The sequence below is a fragment of the Rothia nasimurium genome, assembly GCF_928382285.1.
Taxonomy (GTDB): domain Bacteria; phylum Actinomycetota; class Actinomycetes; order Actinomycetales; family Micrococcaceae; genus Rothia; species Rothia nasimurium_E.
Map to the genome: position 1 here is coordinate 122,658 of NZ_CAKMSS010000004.1, position 25,215 is coordinate 147,872.

Annotated in this window: 23 protein-coding genes; 12 read left to right on the plus strand and 11 right to left on the minus strand. The window is 61.9% G+C overall.

Translation table 11 applies throughout. The features are described 5' to 3' along the window. Positions 1-6: 6 nt before the first annotated feature. Positions 7-609, plus strand: a complete 603-nt coding sequence (locus tag L6758_RS06260; RefSeq protein ID WP_237196072.1) for a rhodanese-like domain-containing protein — start codon at positions 7-9, stop codon at positions 607-609. A 111-nt stretch (positions 610-720) separates the two neighbouring features. Here the strand turns inward: L6758_RS06260 and L6758_RS06265 are convergent, their stop codons facing one another. Next, positions 721-978: a metal-sensitive transcriptional regulator gene (locus L6758_RS06265; protein ID WP_237186546.1), complete on the minus strand. Its 258-nt coding sequence runs from the start codon at positions 976-978 to the stop codon at positions 721-723. 128 nt (positions 979-1,106) lie between these two features. Here L6758_RS06265 and L6758_RS06270 point away from each other — a divergent pair, with 128 nt between their 5' ends. Next, on the plus strand, positions 1,107-2,495 hold the full coding sequence (locus tag L6758_RS06270) for an MBL fold metallo-hydrolase (RefSeq protein ID WP_237196074.1): 1,389 nt from the start codon (positions 1,107-1,109) through the stop codon (positions 2,493-2,495). Between the two features lie 27 nt (positions 2,496-2,522). Here the strand turns inward: L6758_RS06270 and L6758_RS06275 are convergent, their stop codons facing one another. The 3 genes from L6758_RS06275 to L6758_RS06285 form a co-directional block, all read right to left on the minus strand. Further along, positions 2,523-4,178, minus strand: a complete 1,656-nt coding sequence (locus L6758_RS06275; RefSeq protein ID WP_237196075.1) for an alpha-keto acid decarboxylase family protein — start codon at positions 4,176-4,178, stop codon at positions 2,523-2,525. Positions 4,179-4,334: 156 nt separating this feature from the next. Continuing rightward, positions 4,335-4,574, minus strand: coding sequence for a toxin (locus L6758_RS06280; RefSeq protein WP_336603549.1), 240 nt, complete (start codon positions 4,572-4,574; stop codon positions 4,335-4,337). Next, a complete protein-coding gene (locus tag L6758_RS06285) occupies positions 4,571-4,822 on the minus strand; it encodes a ribbon-helix-helix protein, CopG family (protein ID WP_237196077.1) in 252 nt (83 codons plus the stop codon). Before L6758_RS06285 ends, L6758_RS06280 begins: the two co-directional genes overlap by 4 nt. Before the next feature lie 46 nt (positions 4,823-4,868). Here L6758_RS06285 and L6758_RS06290 point away from each other — a divergent pair, with 46 nt between their 5' ends. Further along, positions 4,869-5,858 carry an alpha/beta hydrolase gene (locus tag L6758_RS06290; RefSeq protein WP_237205164.1) on the plus strand — a complete coding sequence of 330 codons (990 nt, stop codon included), beginning with the start codon at positions 4,869-4,871 and terminating at the stop codon, positions 5,856-5,858. Positions 5,859-5,958: 100 nt separating this feature from the next. Next, positions 5,959-6,720: a VIT1/CCC1 transporter family protein gene (locus L6758_RS06295; RefSeq protein ID WP_423817199.1), complete on the plus strand. Its 762-nt coding sequence runs from the start codon at positions 5,959-5,961 to the stop codon at positions 6,718-6,720. Here the strand turns inward: L6758_RS06295 and L6758_RS06300 are convergent. Beyond that, entirely contained in the window at positions 6,661-7,656 is a 996-nt protein-coding gene (locus tag L6758_RS06300) for a sucrase ferredoxin (RefSeq protein WP_237205165.1), read from the minus strand. The genes L6758_RS06295 and L6758_RS06300 overlap by 60 nt on opposite strands. 147 nt (positions 7,657-7,803) lie before the next feature. On the opposite strand from L6758_RS06300, the gene L6758_RS06305 reads away from it, so the two are divergent. The 5 genes from L6758_RS06305 (at position 7,804) to L6758_RS06325 (ending at position 11,913) form a co-directional block, all read left to right on the plus strand. After that, positions 7,804-8,211 carry an RNA-binding S4 domain-containing protein gene (locus L6758_RS06305; RefSeq protein ID WP_237205166.1) on the plus strand — a complete coding sequence of 136 codons (408 nt, stop codon included), beginning with the start codon at positions 7,804-7,806 and terminating at the stop codon, positions 8,209-8,211. Positions 8,212-8,213: 2 nt separating this feature from the next. Beyond that, positions 8,214-8,735, plus strand: coding sequence for a GNAT family N-acetyltransferase (locus L6758_RS06310; protein WP_237205167.1), 522 nt, complete (start codon positions 8,214-8,216; stop codon positions 8,733-8,735). A gap of 90 nt (positions 8,736-8,825) precedes the next feature. After that, positions 8,826-9,338 carry a GNAT family N-acetyltransferase gene (locus tag L6758_RS06315; RefSeq protein WP_237205168.1) on the plus strand — a complete coding sequence of 171 codons (513 nt, stop codon included), beginning with the start codon at positions 8,826-8,828 and terminating at the stop codon, positions 9,336-9,338. Positions 9,339-9,524: 186 nt separating this feature from the next. After that, the gene (locus L6758_RS06320; protein WP_237205169.1) at positions 9,525-10,364 is read left to right on the plus strand and encodes a shikimate 5-dehydrogenase; all 840 of its coding nucleotides are present in this window, start codon (positions 9,525-9,527) and stop codon (positions 10,362-10,364) included. Between the two features lie 94 nt (positions 10,365-10,458). Next, positions 10,459-11,913 carry an MATE family efflux transporter gene (locus tag L6758_RS06325; RefSeq protein ID WP_237205170.1) on the plus strand — a complete coding sequence of 485 codons (1,455 nt, stop codon included), beginning with the start codon at positions 10,459-10,461 and terminating at the stop codon, positions 11,911-11,913. Here L6758_RS06325 and L6758_RS06330 read toward each other — a convergent pair. The 6 genes from L6758_RS06330 to L6758_RS06360 all read right to left on the minus strand — a co-directional run bounded on the left by L6758_RS06330 (position 11,910) and on the right by L6758_RS06360 (position 21,481). Then, a complete protein-coding gene (locus L6758_RS06330; RefSeq protein ID WP_237196101.1) occupies positions 11,910-13,226 on the minus strand; it encodes a hypothetical protein in 1,317 nt (438 codons plus the stop codon). The genes L6758_RS06325 and L6758_RS06330 overlap by 4 nt on opposite strands. Before the next feature lie 329 nt (positions 13,227-13,555). Further along, positions 13,556-15,448 carry a hypothetical protein gene (locus L6758_RS06335; RefSeq protein ID WP_237205171.1) on the minus strand — a complete coding sequence of 631 codons (1,893 nt, stop codon included), beginning with the start codon at positions 15,446-15,448 and terminating at the stop codon, positions 13,556-13,558. Between the two features lie 27 nt (positions 15,449-15,475). Further along, positions 15,476-17,308: an HSP90 family protein gene (locus L6758_RS06340; RefSeq protein ID WP_237205172.1), complete on the minus strand. Its 1,833-nt coding sequence runs from the start codon at positions 17,306-17,308 to the stop codon at positions 15,476-15,478. 2 nt (positions 17,309-17,310) lie between these two features. Beyond that, on the minus strand, positions 17,311-17,781 hold the full coding sequence (locus L6758_RS06345; RefSeq protein ID WP_237205173.1) for a YbjN domain-containing protein: 471 nt from the start codon (positions 17,779-17,781) through the stop codon (positions 17,311-17,313). Between the two features lie 197 nt (positions 17,782-17,978). After that, positions 17,979-20,819, minus strand: coding sequence for a YhgE/Pip domain-containing protein (locus L6758_RS11010; RefSeq protein WP_272878589.1), 2,841 nt, complete (start codon positions 20,817-20,819; stop codon positions 17,979-17,981). Between the two features lie 53 nt (positions 20,820-20,872). Beyond that, positions 20,873-21,481: a TetR/AcrR family transcriptional regulator gene (locus L6758_RS06360; RefSeq protein ID WP_237205174.1), complete on the minus strand. Its 609-nt coding sequence runs from the start codon at positions 21,479-21,481 to the stop codon at positions 20,873-20,875. A gap of 116 nt (positions 21,482-21,597) precedes the next feature. Here L6758_RS06360 and L6758_RS06365 point away from each other — a divergent pair, with 116 nt between their 5' ends. The 3 genes from L6758_RS06365 to L6758_RS06375 all read left to right on the plus strand — a co-directional run bounded on the left by L6758_RS06365 (position 21,598) and on the right by L6758_RS06375 (position 25,119). Continuing rightward, positions 21,598-23,082 (plus strand): phospholipase D-like domain-containing protein, encoded by a 1,485-nt coding sequence (locus tag L6758_RS06365; RefSeq protein WP_237205175.1) that lies wholly within the window; start codon positions 21,598-21,600, stop codon positions 23,080-23,082. 118 nt (positions 23,083-23,200) lie between these two features. Beyond that, positions 23,201-23,662, plus strand: a complete 462-nt coding sequence (locus tag L6758_RS06370) for a helix-turn-helix domain-containing protein (RefSeq protein WP_237205176.1) — start codon at positions 23,201-23,203, stop codon at positions 23,660-23,662. 443 nt (positions 23,663-24,105) lie between these two features. After that, a complete protein-coding gene (locus L6758_RS06375) occupies positions 24,106-25,119 on the plus strand; it encodes a TPM domain-containing protein (protein ID WP_237205177.1) in 1,014 nt (337 codons plus the stop codon). The last annotated feature ends 96 nt before the right edge of the window (positions 25,120-25,215 follow it).

A 25,215-nucleotide genomic window follows, 5' to 3' on the forward strand; every position in this document is an offset into this window, starting at 1 on the left:
AAAAACATGTCAGATACTACAAGCTCTCTCCCCTCAACTCTTGAGGTGCAGCAGCTGGCGCAGAACATTAAAGACTCCCACACGACCCTGCTGCTCGATGTGCGCACCGCAGCGGAATACGAGGGTGCCCATATTCCCGGGAGTGTAAATGTACCCTTGGCTCTAATTGAAAAGCACCCCGAAGAGCTGAGTGCTTTCATTGATGATGAAGCTGTCATTATCTGTCGTTCCGGTGCTCGCGCTACCCGCGCCCAGAAGCTCCTGGCTGGGGCTGGTGTTACTCGCACCAGTGTGCTCACCGGCGGTATGGAGGCCTGGAAGAAGGCTGATCAGCCCGTCAATGTGGGCCCAGCCCGCTGGGATCTCGAGCGCCAGGTGCGCCTGGTGGCAGGTTCCCTGGTGCTGGGTGGGGTGGCAGCTAGTGCCATCTTCCCCAAGGCCAAGTACCTGGCTGGTGCCATTGGCGGCGGTCTGACTTTTGCGGCGGTCAGTAATACCTGCGCCATGGGTGCGGCGCTTTCAAAGTTGCCCTATAACAAGGGTGGCGACGTCACCTTGCGCGAGGCAAAGCGCCGCCTGGCCGCTACTGGTGACTCTCGGGTTAGCTAGGCCCCGCCTTAAATTTTAAAACAGGGACGCCGCACCCCCTGGCTCCTGCCCCGCACCTTGTCAGTGCTGGGGTGGGGGAGGGGTGCAGCGTTTTGGTGTGCTGTGTGGGCCTTATGCGAGCGAAAGGAACATTTTTTCTAGTTGTTCGGGGGTCATCTCGGGTTTGTCTGAGGTAAGGCACTGCTGGAGCCCGCTGGCGACCACGGCAAAGCTGGCGCGGTCGACCGCTTTAGAGGCGGCGGCGAGCTGGGTGACAATTTTTTGGCAGTCATCGCCCTCTTCGAGCATACGGATAATGCCGTTGAGTTGGCCTTGGGCACGCTTGAGACGGTTGATGACCGGTTTCATCTCTTCGGGGTTGAGTTGCATGGCTTCTGCTTTCTTGTAAAAACTTTTTCTCTAGTATACCCCCGGGGGTTTGTTTTCGGTTGGGATTCTGCTATCTTTTAAATACCCCCGGGGGTATTTTTATATTGGTTGCACTGAAAGGATCTACCGTGCTCTTTGAACGCATCTACGAAGAAGGCCTTGCCCAAGCTAGCTACTTCATCGGCTGCCAGCGCAAGGGCGAGGCTATTGTGGTTGACGCCCGCCGCGATATCCAGGTCTACCTCGACCTGGCTGCCAAAAATAACATGAAGATTGTGGCGACCACCGAAACCCACATCCACGCCGACTACCTCTCAGGAACCCGCGAACTGGCGTCCGTAACCGGCGCCACCGTATACCTCTCCGGCGAAGGCGGGGACGACTGGCAGTATGATTTCGACGGCACCCGCCTCTACCACGGCGACACCATCCAGCTCGGAAAGATTACCGTCACCGCCCAGCACACCCCCGGCCACACCCCGGAGCATCTCTCATTCCTTATCACCGATGGTGCTGTGGCCGATGCCCCCGGCTACATGCTCACCGGCGACTTCGTCTTCGTGGGCGACCTGGGCCGCCCCGACCTACTCGACGAGGCAGCAGGCGGCATCGACACCCGCTTTGCCGGGGCTCGCGACCTCTTTGCCAGCCTCAAACATGTATTCATGCCCCTACCTGGCCACGTGCAGGTGCACCCCGCCCACGGCGCAGGATCCCCCTGCGGCAAGGCTCTCGGCGCGGTTCCCTCAAGCACCGTTGGCTACGAAAAAGCCTACGCCTGGTGGGCTCCCTACGTGCGCAACAACGACGAACAGGGCTTTATTGACGAGCTACTCAACGGCCAGCCCGACGCCCATGCCTACTTTGCCCGCATGAAGAAGGAAAACCGGGTCGGCCCTGCCCTCATCGGTTACCCTGCCCCCGAACCTGCTGAACTCACCGCTGCCCAGGTGGCAGAAAAACTTGAGGCTGACGAGGCTATCTTCATTGATACCCGCGACCAGCACGACGTGCACAGCGGCACTGTAGAAGGCTCGCTGAATGTTCCGGCAGGCCCCCAGGCCTCTAACTTCGCAGCCTGGGTGCTAGACCCCGAACGCGAAAGCCGCCCCCTGGTCGTCCTGGCCGATACTGAAGCCCAAGCGACTCACCTGCGCGATGCCCTCTACCGGGTAGGTATCGATACCGTGCGCTACTACACTGCCGACCTTGAGCCCCTCATCAACTTCACCCCGCCCCTGGTAGCGGTGGATGAGCTAGATACAGCCTCCCGCGATGCTCTGGTCGATGTGCGCGCTAAAAATGAGTACGCCGCAGGCACCATTCCCGGTGCCCAGCAGCTCTCAGGTGGTTCAGCCCTCTGGCGCCTTGATGAACTGCCCGCCCCCGGCTCGACTCTGCTGACCTTCTGCCAGTCCGGCGTGCGCAACTCGGTGGTTGCCAGCGGTCTGCGTCGAGCCGGTTACACCGTGCTTGAACTTGAAGGCAGCTACGCCGCCTGGGCGGCGCAGAACTAGCCGGGTGCGGGGTGGACCAGGCCACCTTTAGGAGTTGGCGCGGGTGAGCGCGGCGGCGACGTCGGCCAGCAGGGCGGGCACGTCGTCCTTATCCATCATGACCTCCAGGAAAACCAGCTTGTCGCGTGTGGCCTGGGTTAGGGCGGTTGCTTCCAGCAGCTCGGCGGCGGTGGTCACGCGCAGCGTGAGCACATCGTCCTTGGTTGCGCCCAGCGCTGCCGGGATCAGCTGCCAGTTATAGCGGCGAATATCGTTGTAGGGCTGGGTGGGGCCGTGAATGGCGCGCTCTACCGTGTAGCCGTCATTGTTAATGAGCACTACTACCGGGTTGGTCTTCTGCTCCAGCATGGTGCCGATTTCCTGGAAGGTCAGCTGGGCTGAGCCGTCGCCAATGAGCAGGACGCCGCGCGCACCCCGGTCTGCGATGGAAGCCCCCAGCATGGCCGGCAGGGTATAGCCGATTGAACCCCACAGGGGCTGGCCGATAAACATGGAATTCTCGGGGAAACGGCGGGAGGCCATGCCGAAGAAGGAGGTGCCCTGGTCGGCCACCACAATGTTGCCCGGTGACAGTTCGCGGGAGAGCAGGGACCAGAGGACGTCCTGGGTCAGCGGGGCGTCCATGTTGATGTCTTCGTGGGTTTCTTCGTCCCAGGGCAGCAGTTCCTTGGGGGTTGCCCCGACCTCACTGGCAACCTCGCGCACAATATCCAGGGCGGTATCGAGGGTGAGCGGGGCGTAGGTCTTCCGGCCAATCTTGGCGGTTTGGGCGCCCAAGAAGACGGTGTTTTCGGGGAGGTTCTGGGAGAAACCTGCGGTGGTGGTGTCGGTGAAGGTCACGCCCGCGCAGATCAGGGCTTGGGCCTGCTCCACGGCGTCCTTGGTGCGGGCGGACGACACCACCCCGGCGTAAATACCAGCAAAAGCCGGCTTGGACTCGTCCACCAGGGTCTTGCCCCACATCAGGGTGGCATAGGGCAGGCCGGTTGCCGCCAGCATCTCGGTCAGGTTAGCCTGCGCACCCATGCGGTGAGCCAAAAGATCAGCAAGCACCGTGGTCTGCTTGCCCGCCAGCACTTCAGCCAGGTCAGCGCGGAAGGCTTCAACAGCACCGGGGGACGAGAGAGCCTTGGGCACCTCCAGCGGACCGGTCGGCGGGGCCACCTCAACCCGGGCCACGTCGGTCGCCAGCAAAATATAACCGGGGCGCTTCTGGATCATCATCTCCCGCAACACGCGGTCGATCTCGGCAGTGGCGGTAGCGTGCTCAAGGTTAGCAACCGCGCAGGACACCTCGGAGGCCATGCGGATAAAGTGGCTGAAGTCCCCATCCCCCAGGGTGTGGTGCATGGTCAGGTGGGCGGCCTGGGCGTCCTTGGAGGGGGCGCCCACAATGTGCAGGACGGGCACATGCTCGGCATAGGAGCCTGCCGTCGCGTTAATAGCTGAAAGCTCACCCACACCGTAGGTAGTGACCAGGGCGCCAATACCGCCCACGCGGGCGTAGCCGTCCGCAGCATACCCGGCATTGAGCTCATTGGCGTTGCCCACCCAGGTCAGCTGCTCGTGCGCAATCACATGGTCGAGGAACTGCAGGTTGAAATCGCCGGGCACACCGAAAATATCGGTAGCGCCCAGGGAAACAAGGCGGTCAAGCAGGTAGTCGCTGACGGTGTAGGTCATGGGTGGTGTCCTTATAAATCTAAGAAGAGGAGCAAGGGGTCTTTTGCATGAGATACCTGCGGGGTGTTGCGGGTATCACTTCTATAAGAATGTTAGCGGTGGATAGTTCCACGCCTTCATGTTTTGGGTGGAAAAGGTTCTAGGTTAAAAGATTTTTTACAAAAGCTCCCAGTATTGCTTTCGGGCCTTCATGGAGTGAATGACAAGTTCATTCCCGCTATCAAAGATAAGAACAACGAGCTCAAGCAATCTGCCGTTAGTGTCGAATCCCAGGCGCAACTCCCTCCAGGGGTTCTCTTCGTCTAGGGCCTCTGAGAAGACGTATGTTTGGGCGGCTGCCAGGGTATCTTCTGTTGGTATTCCATGTTTGAGAGCGGAGTGGTGAACTGAAATCATGCATCAACCCAGGCCTGGACAGCGGCGCGGATAGCTTCTGAACGGTTAAGATGCTCAACCTCAGCTTTATGTAAGAGGGCTGCAAGGAGTTCCTCCTCCATGCGGACGGGAATGACCGATGCAGGAGCGCTCCCAAGGCTTGGGCGGCCACGTTTCTTAAATTTTTCTACTGCGTAGCCTGCTTCAGCCTCGTCAGCCCAGGCTTGAATCTGCTCTTCTGTGACCGGGGTGCCGTTGATAGTTTCCATAGAAATATCGTAATACGAAAATGCGCACGAGAGTATAGTGGGTTTTATGACACAGCCAGACATTCTCGGTGCCCCCTACACCGCCGAAACCATCGACCTGGGCCGCGATGCAGAAGGCCCCATCGTTGCCACCCTCATCCACCGGCCCGCAGATGCCGGCGGGGCGGACGCGGCTCCCCAGCTACCGGCGTCCGCGCAGGGGAAGGGCGGGGCGGCACAGCCCGCCGTGCTCTACCTGCACGGCTTTGTGGACTACTTCTTCCAGAAGGACCTCGGCGACTGGTGGGCAGCCCGCGGCCACGACTTCTATGCCCTGGACCTGCGCAAATATGGGCGCTCCCTGCTACCGGGGCAGACCCCCTTCTACACCGAAAACCTCGACGACTACTTCGAAGACCTCACCGCCGCCTGGAAGCTCATCACCGGCCGCGACGGGCACCGGCAGGTCATTCTTATGGCCCACTCCACCGGTGGCCTCATCGCCTCCCTCTGGGCTGACCGCACCGCCCCGCCCGAGCTGGCTGCCGTCGTCCTTAACTCCCCCTGGCTCGACCACTTCAACAACCCGCTTGAGCGCACCCTCATGACCGGGTCGGTGGCGGCGCTCGCGCGCTTCAAGCCGCGCGCCATCGTGCAGAAGGAGCAGGAGGACGCCTACGCCCGCTCCCTGCACGCTGAGCACGCGGGCATCTGGCAGTTCAACACCGCCTGGAAAACCCTCAACTTCCCACCCGTCTACGCGGGCTGGCTGGCGGCTGTGCGCCGGGCCCACCGGCAGCTACAACGCGGCCTCGACATCCAGGCCCCTGTGCTCCTGCTAACCTCGGCCCGCTCCGGCAAACTCAAGAACCCCACCGACCGCCACGACTTCGACGCTGTGCTCAACGTGCAGGGAATCCGCCGCTGGGGCCTGGGGCTGGGTAGGGACGTCACCAGCCGCGTCATCGACGGCGGAACCCACGACCTCGTCCTCTCGCCCGAACCCGCCCGTACCGCCACCTACCGGGCTATCGGTGAGTTCATCGACCGCCTCTAGGTAGCCCAGCCTAGCCTCACCCGGCGGTTGAGCGGGGGAGCAGGCAAGCTTACTCTAGACTTGCTGGAAGAGAGCTGGGGGACTCTCTATGCTTAGACCTATGACGAACCAACCGAACGAAGCAGCCCCCGCAGCTGCAGCCCCTCACTCCCATACCGATGAAGCCCACAACATGGGCGGTGCCTACCATGAAAAACTTAACCGCCTGCGCGCAGCCGTTCTGGGCGCTAACGACGGCATCGTTTCTGTAGCTGCCACTGTAGTGGGCGTTGCCGGTGCAAACACCAGCACTTCAGCCATTGGTGTTGCCGCCGCTGCTGCTGTTGTCGGTGGTGCTATCTCCATGGCCCTGGGCGAGTTCGTCTCGGTATCGTCCCAGGTGGATAGCCAGGAAGCTCTGATCGCCAAGGAAAAGGCTGAGCTGCGCGACATGCCCGAGTACGAGCTCGATGAGTTGACCGAGATCCTTGAAGAGCGCGGCATCTCGCCCGAAACCGCCCGCAAGGCGGCTATCGAGATGACCGAGAAGAACGCCCTCAAGACCCACCTGCGTTTTGAACTGGGCATCGACGAAGAAGACATCCCTTCCCCCTGGTCTGCTGCCTTCGCGTCGGCCGGCTCCTTCCTGGTGGGTGCCCTGCTACCGACCCTGCTGATTCTGCTCTTCCCCGAGTCCATCCGTATTCCGGTGACCTTTGCGGGCGTGCTGATCGCCCTGGCTATTACCGGCACTCTGGGGGCTAAGTGGGGCGGTTCCCCGCACTACGGCAAGGCCGCCCTGCGCGTCGTCATCGGTGGCGCCCTAGCCCTGGCCGTCACCTTCGGTGTTGGCTCCCTGCTGGGGGCAACCGGCGTGGTCTAGGCCAACGAGGCTGACGACCTCCCAGCTGAAGGCGGGGCCGGCGTCCTTACCGCAGGACGCCGGTCGCGGTGCTAGCTCGGTGCGGCGGGCGGTCACGACCCAGAAACGGCCGTCGCGGTGAGCGATATGGGCGGCGTGTAGGTCGGGTTCGGTGACGGTCATTTCACCGGGGTTTAGGTCGTTGGGGTCTGCCTGCTCACCGGCGTCCGCCAGGAGGGTACGGACGGCTACCTCGGCTACCTGCTCGATGGGGGAGTGGGAGGAGCGCCCGCGCAGCCCGGTGAGTTCTACCCGGCCCTGCTGGGCACCCTGGGCTAAGGTCAGGGCCTGTTCGAAGGTTAGGCGCCCGTAGGTGTAGCCGGTGGGCAGGCTGATGGCGACCGGGGCGAAGCGGTGCCCGCCGGTGTGGGAGCACTCCCAGACGCTGCCGTCCGCGAGTTGTTCGGATACAAAGGACGCAATGGGTCGGCCGCGTACCGCGCAGCAGCGGTCGCGCTTGGAGTGGGTGCAGACAAGAGTCAGTGTTTCACGTGAAACAACCGCGCCGGGTATATTTTCGGGGGTTTCGAGGGGAAGGGAGAGTAAATCCTCCGCACCGGTTACCTCAAAAGAGTAGAGCCGGGCGGGTGAAAAATCCCTACCCCCGGTAACCGCAAGGAAGGCGCGGCGGCGGGCGCCGGCGTCCTTAACCTTCTGCCCCTCACGACCGGGCTGCCGAATCAGCAGCAGGCGGGCACCCACCTGCGCCATCTTTTCTTTAAGGGCGGCTGAGAGTTCTGCCCCAAAGACGGTTCCATCGAGAATATCGCGGCCCCAGCCACCGGGGTGCTCCAGCAGGACCCAGAGCGTCTCGCGGGCAGCGGTGCCCGGTAGGTTCTCATCAACCGGCAGGGAGCAGGAATCGGCAGGAATAGCGGGTGCGATAGGGCTAGTCATGGGCATAAGTGTACGCCAGCGCGGGCTCCAAGGGGCGGCGAGCGTGCGTCATATCGCCGAGAGTGCGCATGACTGTTGCACGCTCAGCGATATGACGCACGCTCGCGCAGGTCAGGGCTTCGCCTGCTCATTGGGTAGCCTAGATACATGACTTCACCCGCAGACTCAGCCCCCGTAGAGCCGCAGCCACCTGTGCGCATCGACGCCTGGCTCTGGTCGGTGCGCGTCTTCAAAACCCGCTCACTGGCGTCCACCGAGGTCAAAGCCGGGCACGTGCGCATCAACAGCGAGCATGCCAAGCCCTCCCAAAAAATCAAACCCGGCGACACCGTCACCGTGCGCTACCCCGGCTGGGAACGCGTGCTCATCGTGCGCAAAACCATCTCCAAGCGCGTCGGCGCCCCCGTAGCCGTCACCTGCTACGACGACATCTCCGCCCCCAAGCCCGCCTACCTCACCAGCGGTGCCCTGCCCCGCCGCGACCGGGGCGCAGGGCGACCCACCAAAAATGAACGCCGCGCCCTCAACAAACTCCGCGGCTACGAGAAAGAATAACCATGCCCCACACCTTGCGCCCGGCCGTCCTTGCCGACGTACCCGCCCTCTCAGCTTTTGCCAGCGCCCACTTCCCCGACGCCGCACCGTCCGTGGTTCCTCGTGAGTTCGTTGCGGCCTTTGTGAGTGAAAACCTAGATGAGGCGTCCTTCACCCGCTACATTGAAACCGGCTCCTACAGCTTCACTCTGGCCGTCAATGAAGCAGACGAGATCATCGCCTACTTCGGCATCGACCACGAGGCACCCCAGCCTGCCGAAATTCCCGGCAACGCCGCCTACCTGAGCAAGTTCTACCTCTCCGCAAAAACCCGCGGAACAGGCCTGGCTAGGGAACTCATGGACGCCGTCATCGCTGCTGCCCGCGCCGACGGCAAGGACGGCCTGCATCTGGGCACCCACCAGCTCAACCACCGCGCCCAGGCCTTCTACGAAAAAATGGGCTTCACCAAGGTAGGGGAGCGCACCTTCCAGCTCACTGCCACCGAAGTCGCCCACGACTACATCTACCACCTGTCTATTTAAAACCTGAAGATTGTGCAGGTCGGTGCGGTATCATGACTCTACGCCTTGCCTTCCCCCACTCGCTCGCAGCGGCAGGGCTCGAGGAGAATAATGAATTTTGAGATCCGCCCACCTGTGCCCGCAGAGGCCAGAGCGTGGGAAGAGCTGCGCATGACGTCCTGGCGTCACGCCTACGCAGGCACATTTACCCCCGAAATGTTCGCCAAGCAGGAAGAGCAGCTGGACGCCCGCGCCACCGGATTTGCAGAGTGGCTAGATTCCACCGGCGGCACCGGTGAAGATATTCAGCAGCAACTGGGCCAGCACCGCCGAGCCCTGGTGGCGGTAGAAAAGGACGCCGCGGGCAAGCTACTGGGCCTGGCTTTCGCCTCACAGATGCCGTATGAGGTACAAAAACTTGAAATGCTCTACCTGCTGCCCGAGGCCTTCGGAACGGGAGTTGCCCAGGCCCTGCTGGGCGAGGTTCTCGACCCCGGCCCGGCTGAACTTGAGGTGCTCTCCACCAACGCCCGCGCGATTCGTTTCTATGAAAAAGAAGGCTTCATTATCGCCCGCTCTGACGAGTTTGCGGGCCGTAAAACCTACATCATGACCCGGCCCTAGCAGCCCCACTTTTGACTGTAACGCTAAATGCCATGTGCGCGGTAACGATTCGCGCCCATGGCATTTATCGTTACACTCAGCCGAGGTGGAGCGGTGCGCGGACGCCGGTGGTAGGGTGAAAGAGTCAGGCCGGGTTGACCCCGCTGTGAGGAGCCCGGCTCGAACCCTCACCAAGGAAAACACCCTATGACTAGCTCGCCTGCCGCGCCTGGCCGTCCGCCCCTGAACCGCGACACCACCGTCTGCATTTCTCTCTCGGGCCGCCCCTCAAACCACGGCATTAAGTTCCACAACTACCTCTACGAAAAGTTTGGCCTGGACTTTCTCTATAAGGCCATGACCACCACCGACATTGAGGCCGCTATCGGCGGCGTGCGGGCCCTGGGAATTCGCGGGTGCTCGGTGTCCATGCCCTTCAAGCAGGCGGTGATTCCCCTGGTCAACGAGATGGACCACTCCGCTGAGGTGATCGGCGCGGTCAACACCATTGTGAACACCGACGGCTACCTCAAGGCCTACAACACCGACGTGATTGCGGTGGCCTCCCTGCTGGCCTCCCACCGGGTAGACCCTGCCCTGCCCTTCCTGCTGCGCGGCTCTGGCGGCATGGCGGCGGCTGTAGCTGGAGCTTTCTACGACGCTGGCTTCCGCACCGGCACCATCATCGCCCGCAACGAAGAGGCGGGTCGGGCCCTAGCCGAGCGTTACGGCTACACCTGGGCCGCTGAGGTGGGCGAGCTGACCGCCCCCGTCATTGTGAACGTCACCCCCATCGGCATGGAGGGCGGCCCCGAGGTTGACACCCTGGCCTACCCAGCCCCCGCGATTGAGGCCGCCCAGGTGGTCTTTGACGTGGTCGCCATGCCCGTTGAAACCCCGCTGATTCGGGCCGGACGGGCTGCGGGCAAGGAAGTCATTACCGGCGGAGAGGTCATCGCCCTGCAGGCCGCTGAACAGTTCAAGCTCTACACCGGGGTTGAGGTCAGCGACGCCGATGTGGCCGAGGCAGAAGCCCAGGCCAGCTAGGTTCTTGAAAGTAACCGAAACCTTCATCTGCGCGTTCTTTGCACACGCAGATGAAGGTTTCGCTTACCCATACGGACGCCGGTAGGGTGGTTTTATGCCCTCCATACCGTCTTCTTCGCCCCGGCAGCATTCGCTCAACCGCCAGATTCTTGCCCTAGCGGTGCCCGCCTTTGGTGCCCTCATCGCTGAGCCCCTGCTGGTGCTGGCCGATTCTGCCATCGTGGGCCACCTGGGCAGTGCCCCGCTGGCTGGCCTGACGCTGGGTTCAACCGTGGTGCAGACCCTGGTGGGCTTCATGGTTTTTCTGGCCTACTCCACCACCCCGGCGGTGGCCCGGGCCGTGGGGGCAGGCGATACCCCCAGCGCGTTTGCTGCCGCCCGCAACGGCCTGTGGGTGGCTGCTGGCCTGGGTCTTTTCTTCGCGGTGCTGCTGGCGCTGACCGCCGACCCCCTGCTGCGTGCGCTGGGGGCGGGCGGGGACGTCCTGACCCACGCCACCGCCTACCTGCTACCCTCCCTGGCGGGCCTGCCCGGTATGCTCCTGGTGCTGGCGGCGACCGGTGCCCTGCGCGGTTTTCAGGACGCCACAACCCCCCTCTATGTTGCTACCACCGGCGCTGCCCTCAACGTGCCGCTGAGCTGGGCCCTGGTCTACCCGGCAGGGTGGGGTGTGGCTGGCTCGGCGGTGGCGACGGCGGTGGTGCAGTGGGGTATGGCCCTGGCACTGACCTACGCGGTGGTTGCGCGGACGCGGACGCCCGGCTCGGCTACCAGCTCTTCCGGCTTATCGGCGCGAACCCCCGGCTGGCTGCCCGACCGCGCCGGACTGGCCGCTGTCTTCAAGGTGGGGGCCTGGCTGATGGTGCGGGCGGCCTGCCTGCGGATTGCCCTGCTGGCTACGGTCTTTGTGGTGACCAGCCAGGGGGAGAAAAACCTGGCCGCCTACCAGCTGACGATGGCTTTCTTTAACCTGCTGGCCTTCGCCCTGGACGCCCTGGCCATTGCAGCCCAGGCCCTGCTGGGTAAGGAGATGGGCGCACAGGATCTTTCAACCCGGCAGGGGCAGGATGCGGTGGTTCAGCTCAAAAACCGCCTGGTGCGGTGGAGCCTGGCCTTTGGTCTGGTTACGGCCCTGGTCTGCCCGGCGGTCGGGTTTGGCCTGGCTTGGGTCTTTACCCCCGACCCCGAGGTGCAGCGCCTCTTCGCCCTATCTCTTCTGGTGCTGGCGGTGGGACAGCCCCTGGCGGCCTACGTCTTTATTCTGGACGGCGTGCTCATCGGCGCCCAGGACGTACGCTATCTGGGTCTGGCTGGGCTCTTTACCCTGGTGGCCTACCTGCCGGTGCTGGCTGGGCTTTATTTCTGGTTCGGTGCCGGTACGGACGCTCCCGCCCCGCTTGCCGGGGGCACCTCCTGGGGGTGGGGCGGTCTGTTCGATGCCCCCACCCTGGCCTACCTGCTGCTCTGGTGCTCCTACGCCCTGTGGTACATGGGCGCCCGCGCCCTCACCCTGGGCCTGCGGGCCCGCAGTGGGGTGTGGATTCGTTAGGGGTTTTGCTGATGAAGTTTCTGGGGAATTGTGTAACGGGCAATAACTGCTAAAGCACCTAAGGCGCAGGCCGTTGCAAACAGTGTGACAAATCGGGAAAACCGGGCGTAGGAGAACCCATATAGTCCCGGAGAAATTGCTGATGTAATGATCGAAACTATCGCGCTAGCGCCTGATACACGGGCTTGCATTGTATCGGGAGCCAACTGAGCAAGTGCTACAGCGGTACTTACGCCCAGTGAAGGTATGAGAATGACAGCGCACGAAAGGCTAGTTACTGTAATCCAGTAGTTTTGGGAGAGCGCACAAAATAGCATAGCTGAGCTCAGTAGCATAAACACCATAATGAAGAGAAGTCGTGGCGTAAAACGTGCGCTGATAGTCCCGCTGAATAGGCTACCAACCAGTGCAGCTAGATTGGTGAAAGTTCCTAGCATTCCAACGAGAACAACGCTCACACCGGATGCTATGAGGTCTATTTCTATAATTGTTCCCGCACCTTCTAAGAAAAGATTAGCGGTAGCGCTGATAATAATTACGGCTGCAATAGGCCTAGTTTTGATTGCAAAAGCGAAACCTGCAAAGAGAGTAAAAAAACCGAAATCAGGTACTTCTTGCGGGCGGCAGTTAGCAGCTATGTAGGCGCGACCAAAAACAATAGTAAACCCAATGAGGATAATCCAGCTGGTAGTACTGATTATGAAGGGAAGAGATTGCCAGGCATTGAGCGTGATTCCCGCAAAGATACCAGCTATAGCAGCAGCTACTTGTGTTCTTGCAGCAATAAACCCAAAAGTTTGAGGAAGATCTTCAGGGGTTAGCATGTGGATGAAAGCAGTAGTGTCTGCACGTGAGAGGGCTGAAGAGCAGGTTGTAATGATGAAACTGATGATGACTACTATAGGGAGAGTGAGAGTATCAGTGAGAGAGCTAATAGTTAAGGTAAGTGATGTTACTGTAGCTGTAAACGCAGAGAGGGTAATAATTCGAGGTGGTGCGTAGAAGTCGGCAAGTGACCCAACGATGTTGCCTATAAGCGCTCCGGTGGCAAACGCAATGGCTACGGCTACTCCAGAGTCAATCCCACCGAGATTTTGGATAGCGATAACGGTGACAGCAAACCCTGCCAAACCTTCGCCGAAGCTGGTGAGTAAGCGGCCTGCGATAAGCGCACGCACAGCTTTCTGCGGCGTTATCTTTCGGTCTGCTGCCATGATATGAAGGTAAGTTTTCTGGGTTCCATAGGATTGCTCCTTAAGTGGAGAGGGACGGTTGATATATTGTGACGCAAATCTAATGTTTGCAATTTTCAAACTAATCATTGTGTGAAAATGTGTCAAGAGACACAAAAAAATTTAGGGATGTGGAGTCGATAGGGGTGGCCAGAGTGTGTAGCTTTCCCCCGAAAGTAGAGCGCCAGACGTAGACGATTCCGTTATCAAGGCCTGGGCTTACAGGTAGATTTGTAGAGATACAAAGATGGGGCAACCCGCCACGTTGGCGCGTGACAGGCCGCCCCTTGCTATGGTCGCTACTCTCACTTAGTTGAAGAAGTGTGAGAGAGTGTCAAGGAACTGAGCAATAGCCCGTAAGAGATTCGCAATGGGAGCTATCCTTTCGCGACTCTTACGGGCGATTCTTTTTACATAAGCTCAGCCAGCAGGGCTTCCACGCGGTGCTCCTGGCCGGTAGCGCGCAGCAGCTCAATGCAGGCGTCCAGGGCAGCAGCACGGGACTTCTTCAGCCTTAACGGCTCAAAAAGCTCCGCCGCCAGCTCATAGCGGCCAATCGCCAGCTCACTCTGCCCGGCGGCAGTCGCAGCTTCAGCGGCGACCACCAGCAGGCGGGCTGCCCGCTCCAGGCACTCGTTCTCGCGGTAGGTCTCAACCAGCTTATCCACGAGCTGCTGGCTCGCAGAGTTACCGGTCGCCAGTGAAAGGCGGGCGGCGAAATCCTGAGCTAGCAGGAAAGCCATCAGGTCGGGGCGGACGCCCGGGGCGGCGTCCCCGCCCTGGTCACCGTGGGCTGGGGCAAGAGCCTGCTGGGCCAGCTCCTGTAGCTCACCCACCGGAGTGCGAAGGGCTTCAAGCTCATTGACCCGTTCGGCAACCGGTGCCCACACGCGCACTACCTCTGCCAGCAGGGCAGGGGCGGCGCTGCCGTCCGCCAGTAGGGGCCAGGCCTTCTCAAAGAATCCGTGGGCCTCGAGCGCTTGCGCCCCCGTGACCGACCTACCGGCCAGCACCAAGAAAGCAGCCTCGGCGTAGGCCAGACCTGCTTCCAGGGAAGCCCCTGCGGCCTCATGCTCGCGGGCCACCGCCAGGTAAGACTCCACCGGGGTGAAGGACAGGGGAGCAGCCCCCTCCACGCCCTCACCCTGGGTCTGCGCACCCGCGGCGGCCTCCGCCCCGGCCGAACTAGCCGAACTAGCCGAACCAGCCCCGTCCGCCCCGGTAGGCAGCACAATGGGTGTCAGGGCGTCCAGTTCGGTGGCGGCCTCCAGGGACTCCGAGAACCGGGTATTACCCGCCCGGCGGTCAAAGGCCTGCGCCAGCGGCCGGGATTCGGCCAGTGCCCAGTCGTAGAGCTCCTTCAAGTTAGACCGTTCGACCTGACCGGCAGGCCGCAGACCGGTGGGCATATCCCCGTGGTCCTCTAAAGCCCAGGCCAGGCCAGCGACAATATAGCGCAGGAAGTTGCGGTTATCGCCGGGATCCCCCGCCAGGTCAAGAGCACGTTTGCCGTGGTCGGCCAGCAGGTCAAAGGCCACCTGAAGGTTCTGGCCGCGAGCTAGCACCTCAAACTCAACGCCCAGGTCGTCCGGATCATACTGGTCGCGGTTGGCCGCTGCTCGCAGTAGGTGACGACCGGCTGCTTCGCCGTCCTCCAGGTGCAGGTAGGCAAGGGCCAGCTGCCGGTGGGAGGCCGCAGGCTCCCGGTTACACAAATCTTCGGTGGGGGCACCCATACGGATAGCCGCCTCAAACTCCCCGTCGGTCACGTGGTCGCGCAGAATCCCGCCGTGCCTGCAGGAGCCGCAGTCCATCTCGTCCTCACCGTGCGCAAGCCACCGGGCACGCCAGGTCTCGGCGGCCTCGTCCTCACCAATATGGGCAGCCCACATGTACTCGGCCCGGTCAGGGGCCATCTCGCCCATGCCCGCCAGGCGGTAGCGGCGGCGCATCTCATCGAGCAGCTCGCGCGCCTGCTCCTTAGAGATCTGCGGGTAGGCGGTCATATCGCCGATAATCCACTTGAACTGCCAGAAGAGGGTGCGGGCGGTGAACTCGTCAAAGTGCTCGGGGTGGGCGTCGTAGAGACGCAACAGCTTAGAGAACACCGCAAAGGACGCCGGGGTCGGCTGCCCAAAAACATAGGCCTCCACCAGGTTGAGGTAGGCCTCGGGCAGCATGGATTCGGGGCCCTCCCGCTCAAGAGTGCGGGTGATGTACTCCATGGCGGCGGTGCGGGCGCTACCGTAGGGCAGGTCGCGGGTTGCGGCAATTTTCTGGGCGGCTTCGTGGGTGGACCACACAGTCTTCTCCCTTGTTGGTAGCTATCTTTAGGGCTGGCGCAGGGCAGCTTCAAGCAGCTGGGCCAGGCTATCGCTGAGCAGGTTGGTTTCGGCCCCGCGCAGGCCCTCACCGGCGAGCATGAGGGCCGAGAGGTAGAGGGTCGTCAGACCCGGCTCAAAGGACGCGTGCTCCGGCTGGTGCAGCAGACGGCGGGTATTCTCGTTGGCGTCGTTGAGCACCAGGGTGCGGGTCGACTCGGTTGCCGCCTCGGTAAAGGAGCCGAGCAGCCCACCCCAGGCGCCACCGGCGTCCTCGGCCTCCTGGGCCAGGTCGCGGGCGCGCTCGGCCTCGGCATCGCGCAGCAGCACCGCGGGCACTTCGGCGGGGTCAAAGGTACGCAAGAGGACGCCGCAGTCCTGGGCCGCCAGCACGGCCCGGGCGCGCTCTAAGCCGCGCAATACCTCGAATTCGCGTTCCATCTCAACCGCTGCCAGGGTCTGGGTGACGTCCTTGCTGGTCAGCTCGGTCACCTTCCAGCGGGGCCGGTCAGCTAGCTTGGCCAGCAGGTCGGCATCGTAGACGTAGCCGCCGTTGACCACCCACAGCCCCTGGGCCCGCGCCACCGGAGCCACCCGGCGGTAGGCCTCGGTCGTGGGGGTGTAGAGCACCTGCCCGGTCTCTTCAATGACCTGGGCGAGTGTAGCGATACCGCCAGTGGTTTCAAAGGGCAGGGAGCGCGCTACTACATCGAGCATGTCGTCGCTGGCTAAGGCCACCGCGCGCAGGGCTAGGGAATGGGTTTCAACAAAACGGTCGCGCAGGGTGCTGGGCTCAGAGAGGGTAGCGGTAATCCAGTTTTTGAGCTGCTCACCGATAGCCTCACGGGTGAGTAAAAGAATCTCATCCTCGCGCAGCTGCTCGCGGGAGGCCGTTGGGGTCAGGGACTCCGAGTTCACCACGGCTCGCACAAAGAAAGCCCAGTCGGGTAGCAGGGTATCTTCGCGGGTGTTGACCAGCATGTTCTTCACATAGACCCGGTGACGGCCGGACCCCGGTGATACCGCCTGCGGCAGAACATAGGCCACACCGGTCGTGCCGGTGGCGGGCACGTCGAGCTCAAGAGCAGCCAGGGGAGTGAAGCCCAGGGTCTTCTCGGCGTAATTAGTCAGGGCCAGGGCTCGCTCGTGCTGGTTGGGCTGGTGCTCGCCTTCCCCCTTCGCCCAGGGCAGGGCAGGCAGAGAAATACGACGCCAGATCCGCTGGCCGGCAGCCGTCACCCGAACCGCCACCTCAACCGGCAGCATATCGGCGTAGTCGCTCGCCAGCGTCACCACCGTCTCCTCGGCAACCCAGTGGGCGGCGTCCGCCCGCGCCTTCAGGCGAATCGTCGTGCCGACCTCGGGAACCTGCCCGGCGGCGTCCTCACCGCCGGTTAGTTGAAGCACCTCAAAGGTGCCATCCGCATGGCCCAGCCAGCGCACCGGGGCAGCCCCCGGCAGCACGCTCTGCGAGGTGACCTCAACCGTATCGGCAATCAAAAAACAGGCCAGTAGGCCAATACCGAACTGGCCCAAAAACTCGGCGCGCCCCTCGTTAAAGACCTCATCGCGTTTAGAGGTGCGGCCAATCGTCGCCAGAAACTCCTCAGCCTGCTCGGCCGTCAGGCCCACACCGGTGTCGGTAATGGTGATGCCGGTGCCGTCCTCCCAGGGTTCCAGGAGCACCCGGGCGGGGGCGTCGCCGTCCTGCTCGCGGCGGGCAGTAATAGCGTCAACCCCGTTCTGAATCGCCTCGCGCAGGTAAACCTGCGGGCCCGAATACAGGTTCTTCGACAGCAGCTCAACCAAGCCGCCCAAATCAACTTTAAAGCGCTGTGACAAGGCTATTCCTCTCCAAAGCCAAAGGTGGAGGCAAGGTTCTCGAAGTACTCTAGTGAAGTCTGCACAGCAGCCCGTAGGTGCTCGTCAATCTGGGCGTCCGTTGCCCCGCCCGCATACACCATGCTCAGCTCAACCGGCAGCACTACAAACCCCTGCCCCTCCTCTTCAACCCGGTAGGGGAAGACCTTGGGGAAGAGGTTCTGCTGGTTCCAGGCATTGGTGAACTCGTTGAGGGCAGGCAGTGCCTCCAGGGGGAAGGTACCCCGGTAGCTACCGCGCACGCTCAGCAGGTCGCGGCTGGCGTTACTGGAGAGGGTGTAGTAGAAGTAGCCCCGCTCAAAATGGAACACGGCGGTGCCGTCGTCGCCCAGCTCGTAATCCACCTCAAGGCGGTCAAGGGCAGCCAGCATACGCTCGTTAGTGATCGGCGTGAGTAGCTGCGCGGCAGACTGGACGGAGTCAAAGTACCCCATGGTTCCTCTTTCAACGGTGGAAGATACTGGTACGGTTCTCTCTATCCTATAGGTTCGGGCAAAGGTGGGGTTGGGGTGGAGGGCTAGCCCGTTATTTATGGGTGACCCCTTTAACCCTCTACGCCCCTTCGCTCCTACCTCCGGGGCGATACACCGGGGACAGAAACGAAGGGGCGTAGGTTAGAGGCCTTGACTCTTTAGGCGCTCGCCAGGACGGTCCGGCGGGCCTGGCGTTCGGCCTCTGCCTTATCTTCGCGGCGGTGGCGAATCCAGATGCTCAGGGCAGTGCCCGCAACAGCCAGGGCAATCCAGCCCAGCAGCCAGACAATACCCGTTGCAATACCGATGGAGCCACCGGCGATCAGGGAGCGGAAAGCCTCCAGCGCGTGAGTCAGCGGCAGCCAGGGGTGGATAGCCTGTAGGAAGGCAGGGGCTGTCTCAATCGGGTAGGTACCACCCGCCGCGCCAATCTGAACCACGGTCAGAATCAGAGCGATGAAACGGCCGGGAGCATCCAGCAGGGCGATGAGGGCCTGGTTGATAGCCAGGAAGGTGATAGAGGTCAGAATGGCGAAGCCGGTCAGGCCCCAGAAGTTTATCTCTTCAATGCCCACCCAGTAGTGAATCACGGTAGACATCACCGTGCCCTGAACAATACCCATGAAGAGTACCGGAACTAGGGCACCGCGCAGGGTTCGCAGGCCGGAGTGGCCGCCACGGGCGAACTTGCTGGAGATCGCCGGGTACATCATGAAGTAGGCGATAGCGCCAACCCACAGGCCCAGGGTCATGAAGTAGGGAGCCAGGCCGTGGCCGTAGGTGGACACCTCGTTCAGGCGGGTCTTTTCAATGGTGACGGGGTCGCTGGTGACCGCGCTGAGTTCGCTGGCCTGGTCGGTGGTGTAGCTGGGAACCTGCCCCACGGCGTCCCCCAGGGAGGTCGCTAGCTCGCTGTTACCATCGTTCAGGTCGCTGAGGCCGTTGGAGAGGCTGGTGGCTCCGTCAACGGCGGATCCTGCGCCTTCGCCCAGGGTCTGGGTGCCGTCGGCGAGGGTTCCTGCGCCGGACGCCAGGGAGTTGGTACCGTCGGCCAGGGTTCCTGCACCGTCGGCGAGGGTTCCTGCGCCGGACGCCAGGGAGCTGGTTCCATCAGCCAGGGTTCCTGCACCCGATGCCAGGGAGCTGGTTCCATCAGCCAGGGTTCCCGCACCGGAAGCCAGGGAGCTGGTTCCATCAGCCAGGGTTCCCGCACCGGAAGCCAGGGAGCTGGTTCCATCAGCCAGCGTCCCCGCACCCGATGCCAGGGAGCTGGTTCCATCAGCGAGGCTGTGCGCGCCGGAGGCCAGGGTACCTGTGCCGTCAGCCAGGGCAGAGGCACCGTCATTGGCCTGAGAAATTGCGGTGGCTAGCGAGCTCAAGCCGCTCGCCATAGAACCGGCCTTGTCATTGAGGGTTGCAGCCCCGCCGGCCAGGGTGTCGGCCCCGTCAGAGAGGGAGGTTGCGCCAGCGGCGAGCTGTCCGGCTCCGCTTTCAAGGGATGAAGCGCCGGCGGCAAGCTTAGTCAACCCGCCCGATTCGTTGCCGACGAGGGAGGATGCACCGGTAGCGAGGTCGCCTGATGCGCTATCCACGGCGCTCGCACCCTCCGAGAGGGTGGTGGCACCGGCGTTAATCTGTTGGAGCGCGGCAAGCCTTTGAGCGTCGCTGAGGGAGCCCCAATTATCGATGAGCTGCTGGGAGCTGCTGGCTAGATCACTCGCGCCGGACGCGAGGGTACCGGTGGCGGTGTGGAGAGCTTGCGTGCCGTCGGCAAGGGTTTGTGCACCCTTGACCGCTGCGTCGGCGCCGTCAGAGACTGCGGTGCTTCCACTGGCGAGCTGCCCGGCGGCGTCCTCAAGGTTCTGAGCGCCGGTGGCGAGGTCGCTCGCGCCGGACGCCAGGGAGCTCGTTCCGTCGGTGAGGGCCGGTAGCTGGGAAGGTAGGGCAGAGACGCCGTCGTTGATTTGGTTCAGGCCGTTAGCGAGGGTTGCGGCTCCGCTGGCGGCACTATCGGCGCCGGATGCGAGGGATGAGGCTCCATCGTTGACCTGGGTCGCGCCGGATGCGAGGGATGAGGCTCCGTCGTTGACCTGGGTTGCGCCGGATGCGAGGGATGAGGCTCCGTCGTTGACCTGGGTTGCGCCGGATGCGAGGGATGAGGCTCCGTCGTTGACCTGGGTTGCGCCGGATGCGAGGGATGAGGCTCCGTCGTTGACCTGGGTCGCGCCGTCCGACAGGGACGCTGCGCCCGAGGCGAGGGAGGTTGCGCCGTCATTAACCTGGGTCGCGCCGTCCGCCAAAGAGGCTGCACCCGAGCTCAACTCGCTCGTACCGGACTTCAAGTCGGTCAGGCCCACCACGAGCTCGTCGGAGCCTTCCTTGGCGCTGGTGGAGCCGTCAGCGAGCTGGCTGGCGCCGTCCGCCGCCTGCCCTAAAGAACCGTGGATATCGGTGAAGCCCGCGTAGATGTTGTTGAGGTATTCGGTGGATACCTTGCTGGCCAGGGTGTCGGTAACCGCCGTGCCCAGGGAGCTGGCGATATTGCCCGAGATGATGTTGGAGCCGTCATTGGTGGTGATGGTCAGCTTGGCGGTCTGGGCTGCCGCCGCGTCGTTTTCAGACACTGACGCGACGTTCGCAGAGAAGTCAGACGGAATCGTCAAAACAGCCTGGATGTCACCGTTTTCGAGCTTGGTCTGCGCTTCGTCGGCGCTCATGGTCGACCAGTCAAAATTCTGTTTGCTGTCGTTGCTCAGAAGCTCGTCGGTGAGGTCTTGACCCAGGTTGAGCGTGCTGCCGGTGGCTGTGGTTGCCGGTGAATCTTCGTTCACAATGGCAGCCGGAACGGCGTCGATGGTGCCCGTGGGGTCATAGTTAGCCCAGGTTAGAATACCTGCGTAGATCGAGGGGATGATAATGACGGCCAGCAGCACCAGGTACTTCATGGGGCTGAAGCGATGCGGGTGCAGCTTGGGGCGTTTAGCGCGTGTTGAGGGCACGGGATCTCACCTACTTTCGGGTTGTTGGGATTGTGAAAAGTCTGTTTTTCGGGTTAGGAAATCACGGCTTGCATCATGTGGGCAAGGTGTTCGCCGGTGGCTTCTGCGGTGTTTTCGCCGGTGAAGTCGGTGGCCAGCCAGCGGACGGCCAGCCAGGCGACCCCGGCGGCAACGAACTGGACGTAGTCGCTGGTCAGGTCGGGGTTCTTGGTGATGAAACGTTCAGCAACGGCCGGTCGGCTGAGAAAACGGTGGCTGAGGAAGTCGACGAGTTCGGCGACCAGGGAGGAGTTGCCCGAGATAGCCAGCACGTTGCGGTAGAAATCCGCGTCGACCTGTAGCTGCTTGAGCAGGTTGGTGCTGACCTCGCTGGTAAAGACAGCGACGGACGCGGTGGGGTCGGCGGGCAGTAACGCGTCGAAGGCGGCGCTGAGTTTGGTGAGGGCCGCGGCGTGAATGAGCTCGTGCACGTCGGCGAAGTGCTGGTAGAAGGTGGGGCGGCTGACCCCTGCGGTCTTGACCAGGGTTGTGATGCTGAGGTTGCCGGGGTCGCTGGTAGCCAGAGCCTCGGTGGCGGCGTCGATGAGGGCTGCGCGGGAGCGGGCCGGACGCGGGTCGGCGGCGCGGGCGTCCTCTGCGGCGGGTGCCAGGGTGGGGGTCATAGCGGGTATCCTCTGCCAACAATTTTTCTTACAGATGTAAAGTTTACACTTGTAAAAAATATCGGCAAGCGGTGAGTGTGTGAGATAAGAAATAGCTGTCTAGGTAGATTAGAAACATGAGCACACTGCCCCGCCCCCTCGCCTTTGCCGCCCTGGCCTGCGGTGCTGCCGCAGCCGCGTCCGCCCTCTATCACCGCTACAAACCCCTGCCAGCTGGCCTGGATGTTACCGGGCCCTGGCGAAGCGGGCAGGTAGAGCTGTTGGCAGATCTCACCTACACGGCTGACGGTGAATGCCGCTCTGACCAGCAGATTTTCACCGCTGTTGAGGGGGTCATTGAGCGGGCTACAAGCTTCTTGGTGCTCGATATGTTCCTCTTCAATAGCGACTATGACCGCTCCAGCGGGCGCACCTACCCGGCCCTCTCCCAGCGCCTTACCGAGGCCCTTCTTGCCAAGCGGGTCGCTGCCCCCGATGTGCCCATCGTGCTCATCACCGACCCCATCAACACCTTCTACGGCAGCTACTCCCTGCCTCATCTAGAGCGACTGCGGGCCGCCGGGGTGCAGGTGGTTGAAACCCGGCTAGAGGCCCTGCGCGACTCCAACCCCGCCTACTCCGGCTTCTACCGGGCAGCCCTGGCGCACCTGCCGGAGCTCCCCGCTGTGTTGCCCAATGCCCTGGCACCGGGCGGGCCGCGCGTCTCTGCTAATGCCTATGCCCGGCTCTTTAACTTCAAGGCCAATCACCGTAAGGTGGCCCTGTCTGAGGCCGAGGCTGTGGTGGCGTCTGCCAACCCGCACGACGCCTCTGCGCCCAACTCCAACCTGGGTTTGCGGGTCACTGGTGCTGTGGTGGGCGACCTGCTGGCCAGTGAGCTGGCGGTTCTAGACTTTTCTGCTCCCGACCTTGCCCGTTCCCTGCGGGGGCTAAGGTTTGCTGGTGGTGTTGAGCTCCTGGGTCAGGCGTCTGAGGTGCAGTTGGTGACCGAGGGCGGTATTCGCACTGCGGTGCTGGAGCTGCTGGCGGGTGCCGGCGCGGGGGACCGGGTCTGCCTGGGCATGTTCTATCTATCGGAGCGCGCTGTCATTACCGGGCTTAAAGCGGCTGTGGCCCGTGGCGCTTCGGTGCAGGCGGTGCTCGACCTCAACATTGACGCCTTTGGCCGCACAAAAACCGGCCTGCCCGCCCTCCCCGTTGCGCGAGAGCTGGTACGGGCCGGGGTTCAGGTGCGCTGGTACGCCACAGGGGGCGAGCAGTTCCACCCCAAGTATCTGGCGGTTCACCGAGGGGCGGACGCTCCCGCCCCGGCAGATTCTGGCGGCTTTGAGCTCCTGAGCGGGTCGGGTAATTTCACCCGCCGAAATATTTGTAATTACAACCTAGAAACCAGTCTGCGGGTGCGCGCCGCGGGTGACTCCGCCCTGGCCCAGGAGTTCTCTGCCTACTGGTCCCTGATCTGGAATAACGAACCGGTAGACGGCGCCCAAGCCACCTTCACCCTGCCCTACGTCGCCAAGGCGGGTGGGGGCGTCCTAAAATCGACCCTGCAAACCCTGGCCTACCGCGCCCAGGAGGCGACGGGGCTGAATACCTTCTAGATGTGAATGATGCAAAGTTTGTAATAAATGCAATAAATGAAAACTCTTGCACTTATTTCACTTAATCCGATAGTCTGAGGGTGCATCAAGCGAAGAATCACTGTTACCGAGGAATACTATGACTGCGCAGGCTCTCAAAAATACTGCGACTATCGAAACAAGCCAAGCTATGGCTCAGGAAGCCCACAACCTTCTTGCTCACCTTGAGAAGTCACCCAAGCTGTCTGTGTCGCTGACTGTATCTGGCGAGGCCAGTGAAGTGCTCGGTGCGGAACTGGTCGCTGCTTTGAAAGCAACTCTGTCAATTATTAGTCAGGGAGGGCATGCACAAGTGATTGCTGCGCCCAAAGACCTTACTACGACTGTGGCTGCCCGACGCATTGGTGTATCTCGCCCGACTCTCATGAAACTTATTCGTGAGGGAAAGATGCCGGCCCATCAGGTAGGCACCCACTGGCGTGTTCGCACAGCTGATGTTGATGCCTACAGGGCGCAGCTACTCGCTGCGAAAACCGCCGAGCAGAAAGCTGCCTTCGAAGAGCTCATGAAACTTGACGAAGAGCTTGGAGTTTTAGACTAAACAAAATAGAAATATCGCTGCTTGTGCTACCCATATCTTTAAGATGGGGTGGTATGAGCAGCGATATCTATCGGATGGTTCTCGACACCAACGTACTCATGAGCAAGACGTTGAGAGACTGGATTTTCCTCACCTGTATAGAAACGTAGGAATTCTGGTGCGACCGTGCCTAGCATGCTTCGAAAAGCAGGAGCTTTGAATTTTGCTCGTTATCTCCAAACAGTGGTAATTCCGCGTTTATGATGCGGAGTCTCTTGGTTCAAATTGAAAACTTTAGGGCTTGCTCTTTTGCGGGTCATGCGGGGTTGGGCGGTGGGTTCAAGGAGGTACGAGTCTTTCTTTATTTCATTCTGCCGGGGGAGTTCTTTTATCAGCAGGCTTGTTAAGCTGTCGGTAAGAGCGGGTAAAGAAGCCTGTTACCCGATGCCAGAAAGGACGCAGCCGTGAACCCTCAGACCGACATCGCAAGCCCCCAGATCCAGAACAAGAAGCCGCACCGCAGGCTCGCCACCCTGCCCGCGCTAGCGGCGGCGGGCGTCCTCGCTCTTGCACCCCTGACTATGGCGGCAGCCGAAGCAGCAGACCTACCTGCTGCGCCGGCGTCCGGCAACATTCGCGACGACGCCAACCTGCTCACCGACGCCGAAGAGAATACCCTCAACGACCTCATCGACCAGAAAAACCGGGGCACCGACCGCGCCCGCTTCGCCATCTACACCACCGACCAAAGTCCCGGCGACCTGCCCGATTACGCCACTGACCTGGGCAATGCCTGGGGCGTTGGCGACCAGGGTAAAGATAACGGGGCTGTGCTGGTCATCGATATGGAGGGCCGTGAAACCTTCATCGCGGTCGCAGACGGCGCCGGGGACTACATCAGCGATTCCGAGGCAGAAACCATCGCCAACGACGTCCTGGGCCCCTACCTCACCGACGGCAACTACGCCGCCGGTCTAGAGACCACCATCGACGAAATCTATGCCGCCGCAGAAACCGAGAGCGCAGATAGCAACCTGATCCTGTGGGGCATCCTGGGAACCTTGGGCGCTGTTGCCGCAATTATCGTCGGGTGGGTTTTCCGCGACTACCGTAAGGTCAAGCGGGCTGCTGAGGACGAGATGCGCAGGGCTAAAGAAGAAAACCCCGGCCTGAGCATTCCCGACGATATGCGCCGTGACTACATCAAATACCGCTACGCCAACCGCACCGCCCCGTCAGACCCCGACCAGCGCGAGGCCGAGCTCGCCGAGCAGGAAGCGGAGAACAAGGAGACCTACACCCGCTACGCCCCCACCTTTAACACCTGGCTACCCCTCTACGCGACCATGCCCCACCTCTACTCGGGCAGCAATCACGTGCCGGAAAATTCGGGGGCATCAGGGGGTAGCTTCTCGAGCGGCTCCTCCTTCGGGGGCGGCGGGGGCTTTAGCGGCGGCGGTGGAGGCGGACGCTTCTAGCCCCGGCGGCGCTGCTCGCTAGTACTGAAGGTAATCGAAAACTTCATCTGCATGTTCTTTGAACGCGCAGATGAAGTTTTCGATTACCCACAAGAA

Coding starts and splice junctions, on each gene's coding strand:
- L6758_RS06365 (WP_237205175.1), top strand. CDS start 21,598: ATGAGCACACTGCCCCGCCCCCTCGCCTTTGCCGCCCTGGCCTGCGGT.
- L6758_RS06320 (WP_237205169.1), top strand. CDS start 9,525: ATGACTAGCTCGCCTGCCGCGCCTGGCCGTCCGCCCCTGAACCGCGAC.
- L6758_RS06345 (WP_237205173.1), bottom strand. CDS start 17,781: ATGGGGTACTTTGACTCCGTCCAGTCTGCCGCGCAGCTACTCACGCCG.
- L6758_RS06305 (WP_237205166.1), top strand. CDS start 7,804: ATGACTTCACCCGCAGACTCAGCCCCCGTAGAGCCGCAGCCACCTGTG.
- L6758_RS06260 (WP_237196072.1), top strand. CDS start 7: ATGTCAGATACTACAAGCTCTCTCCCCTCAACTCTTGAGGTGCAGCAG.
- L6758_RS06325 (WP_237205170.1), top strand. CDS start 10,459: ATGCCCTCCATACCGTCTTCTTCGCCCCGGCAGCATTCGCTCAACCGC.
- L6758_RS06315 (WP_237205168.1), top strand. CDS start 8,826: ATGAATTTTGAGATCCGCCCACCTGTGCCCGCAGAGGCCAGAGCGTGG.
- L6758_RS06275 (WP_237196075.1), bottom strand. CDS start 4,178: ATGACCTACACCGTCAGCGACTACCTGCTTGACCGCCTTGTTTCCCTG.
- L6758_RS06285 (WP_237196077.1), bottom strand. CDS start 4,822: ATGGAAACTATCAACGGCACCCCGGTCACAGAAGAGCAGATTCAAGCC.
- L6758_RS06300 (WP_237205165.1), bottom strand. CDS start 7,656: ATGACTAGCCCTATCGCACCCGCTATTCCTGCCGATTCCTGCTCCCTG.
- L6758_RS06310 (WP_237205167.1), top strand. CDS start 8,214: ATGCCCCACACCTTGCGCCCGGCCGTCCTTGCCGACGTACCCGCCCTC.
- L6758_RS06370 (WP_237205176.1), top strand. CDS start 23,201: ATGACTGCGCAGGCTCTCAAAAATACTGCGACTATCGAAACAAGCCAA.
- L6758_RS06360 (WP_237205174.1), bottom strand. CDS start 21,481: ATGACCCCCACCCTGGCACCCGCCGCAGAGGACGCCCGCGCCGCCGAC.
- L6758_RS06265 (WP_237186546.1), bottom strand. CDS start 978: ATGCAACTCAACCCCGAAGAGATGAAACCGGTCATCAACCGTCTCAAG.
- L6758_RS06290 (WP_237205164.1), top strand. CDS start 4,869: ATGACACAGCCAGACATTCTCGGTGCCCCCTACACCGCCGAAACCATC.
- L6758_RS06295 (WP_423817199.1), top strand. CDS start 5,959: ATGACGAACCAACCGAACGAAGCAGCCCCCGCAGCTGCAGCCCCTCAC.
- L6758_RS06280 (WP_336603549.1), bottom strand. CDS start 4,574: ATGATTTCAGTTCACCACTCCGCTCTCAAACATGGAATACCAACAGAA.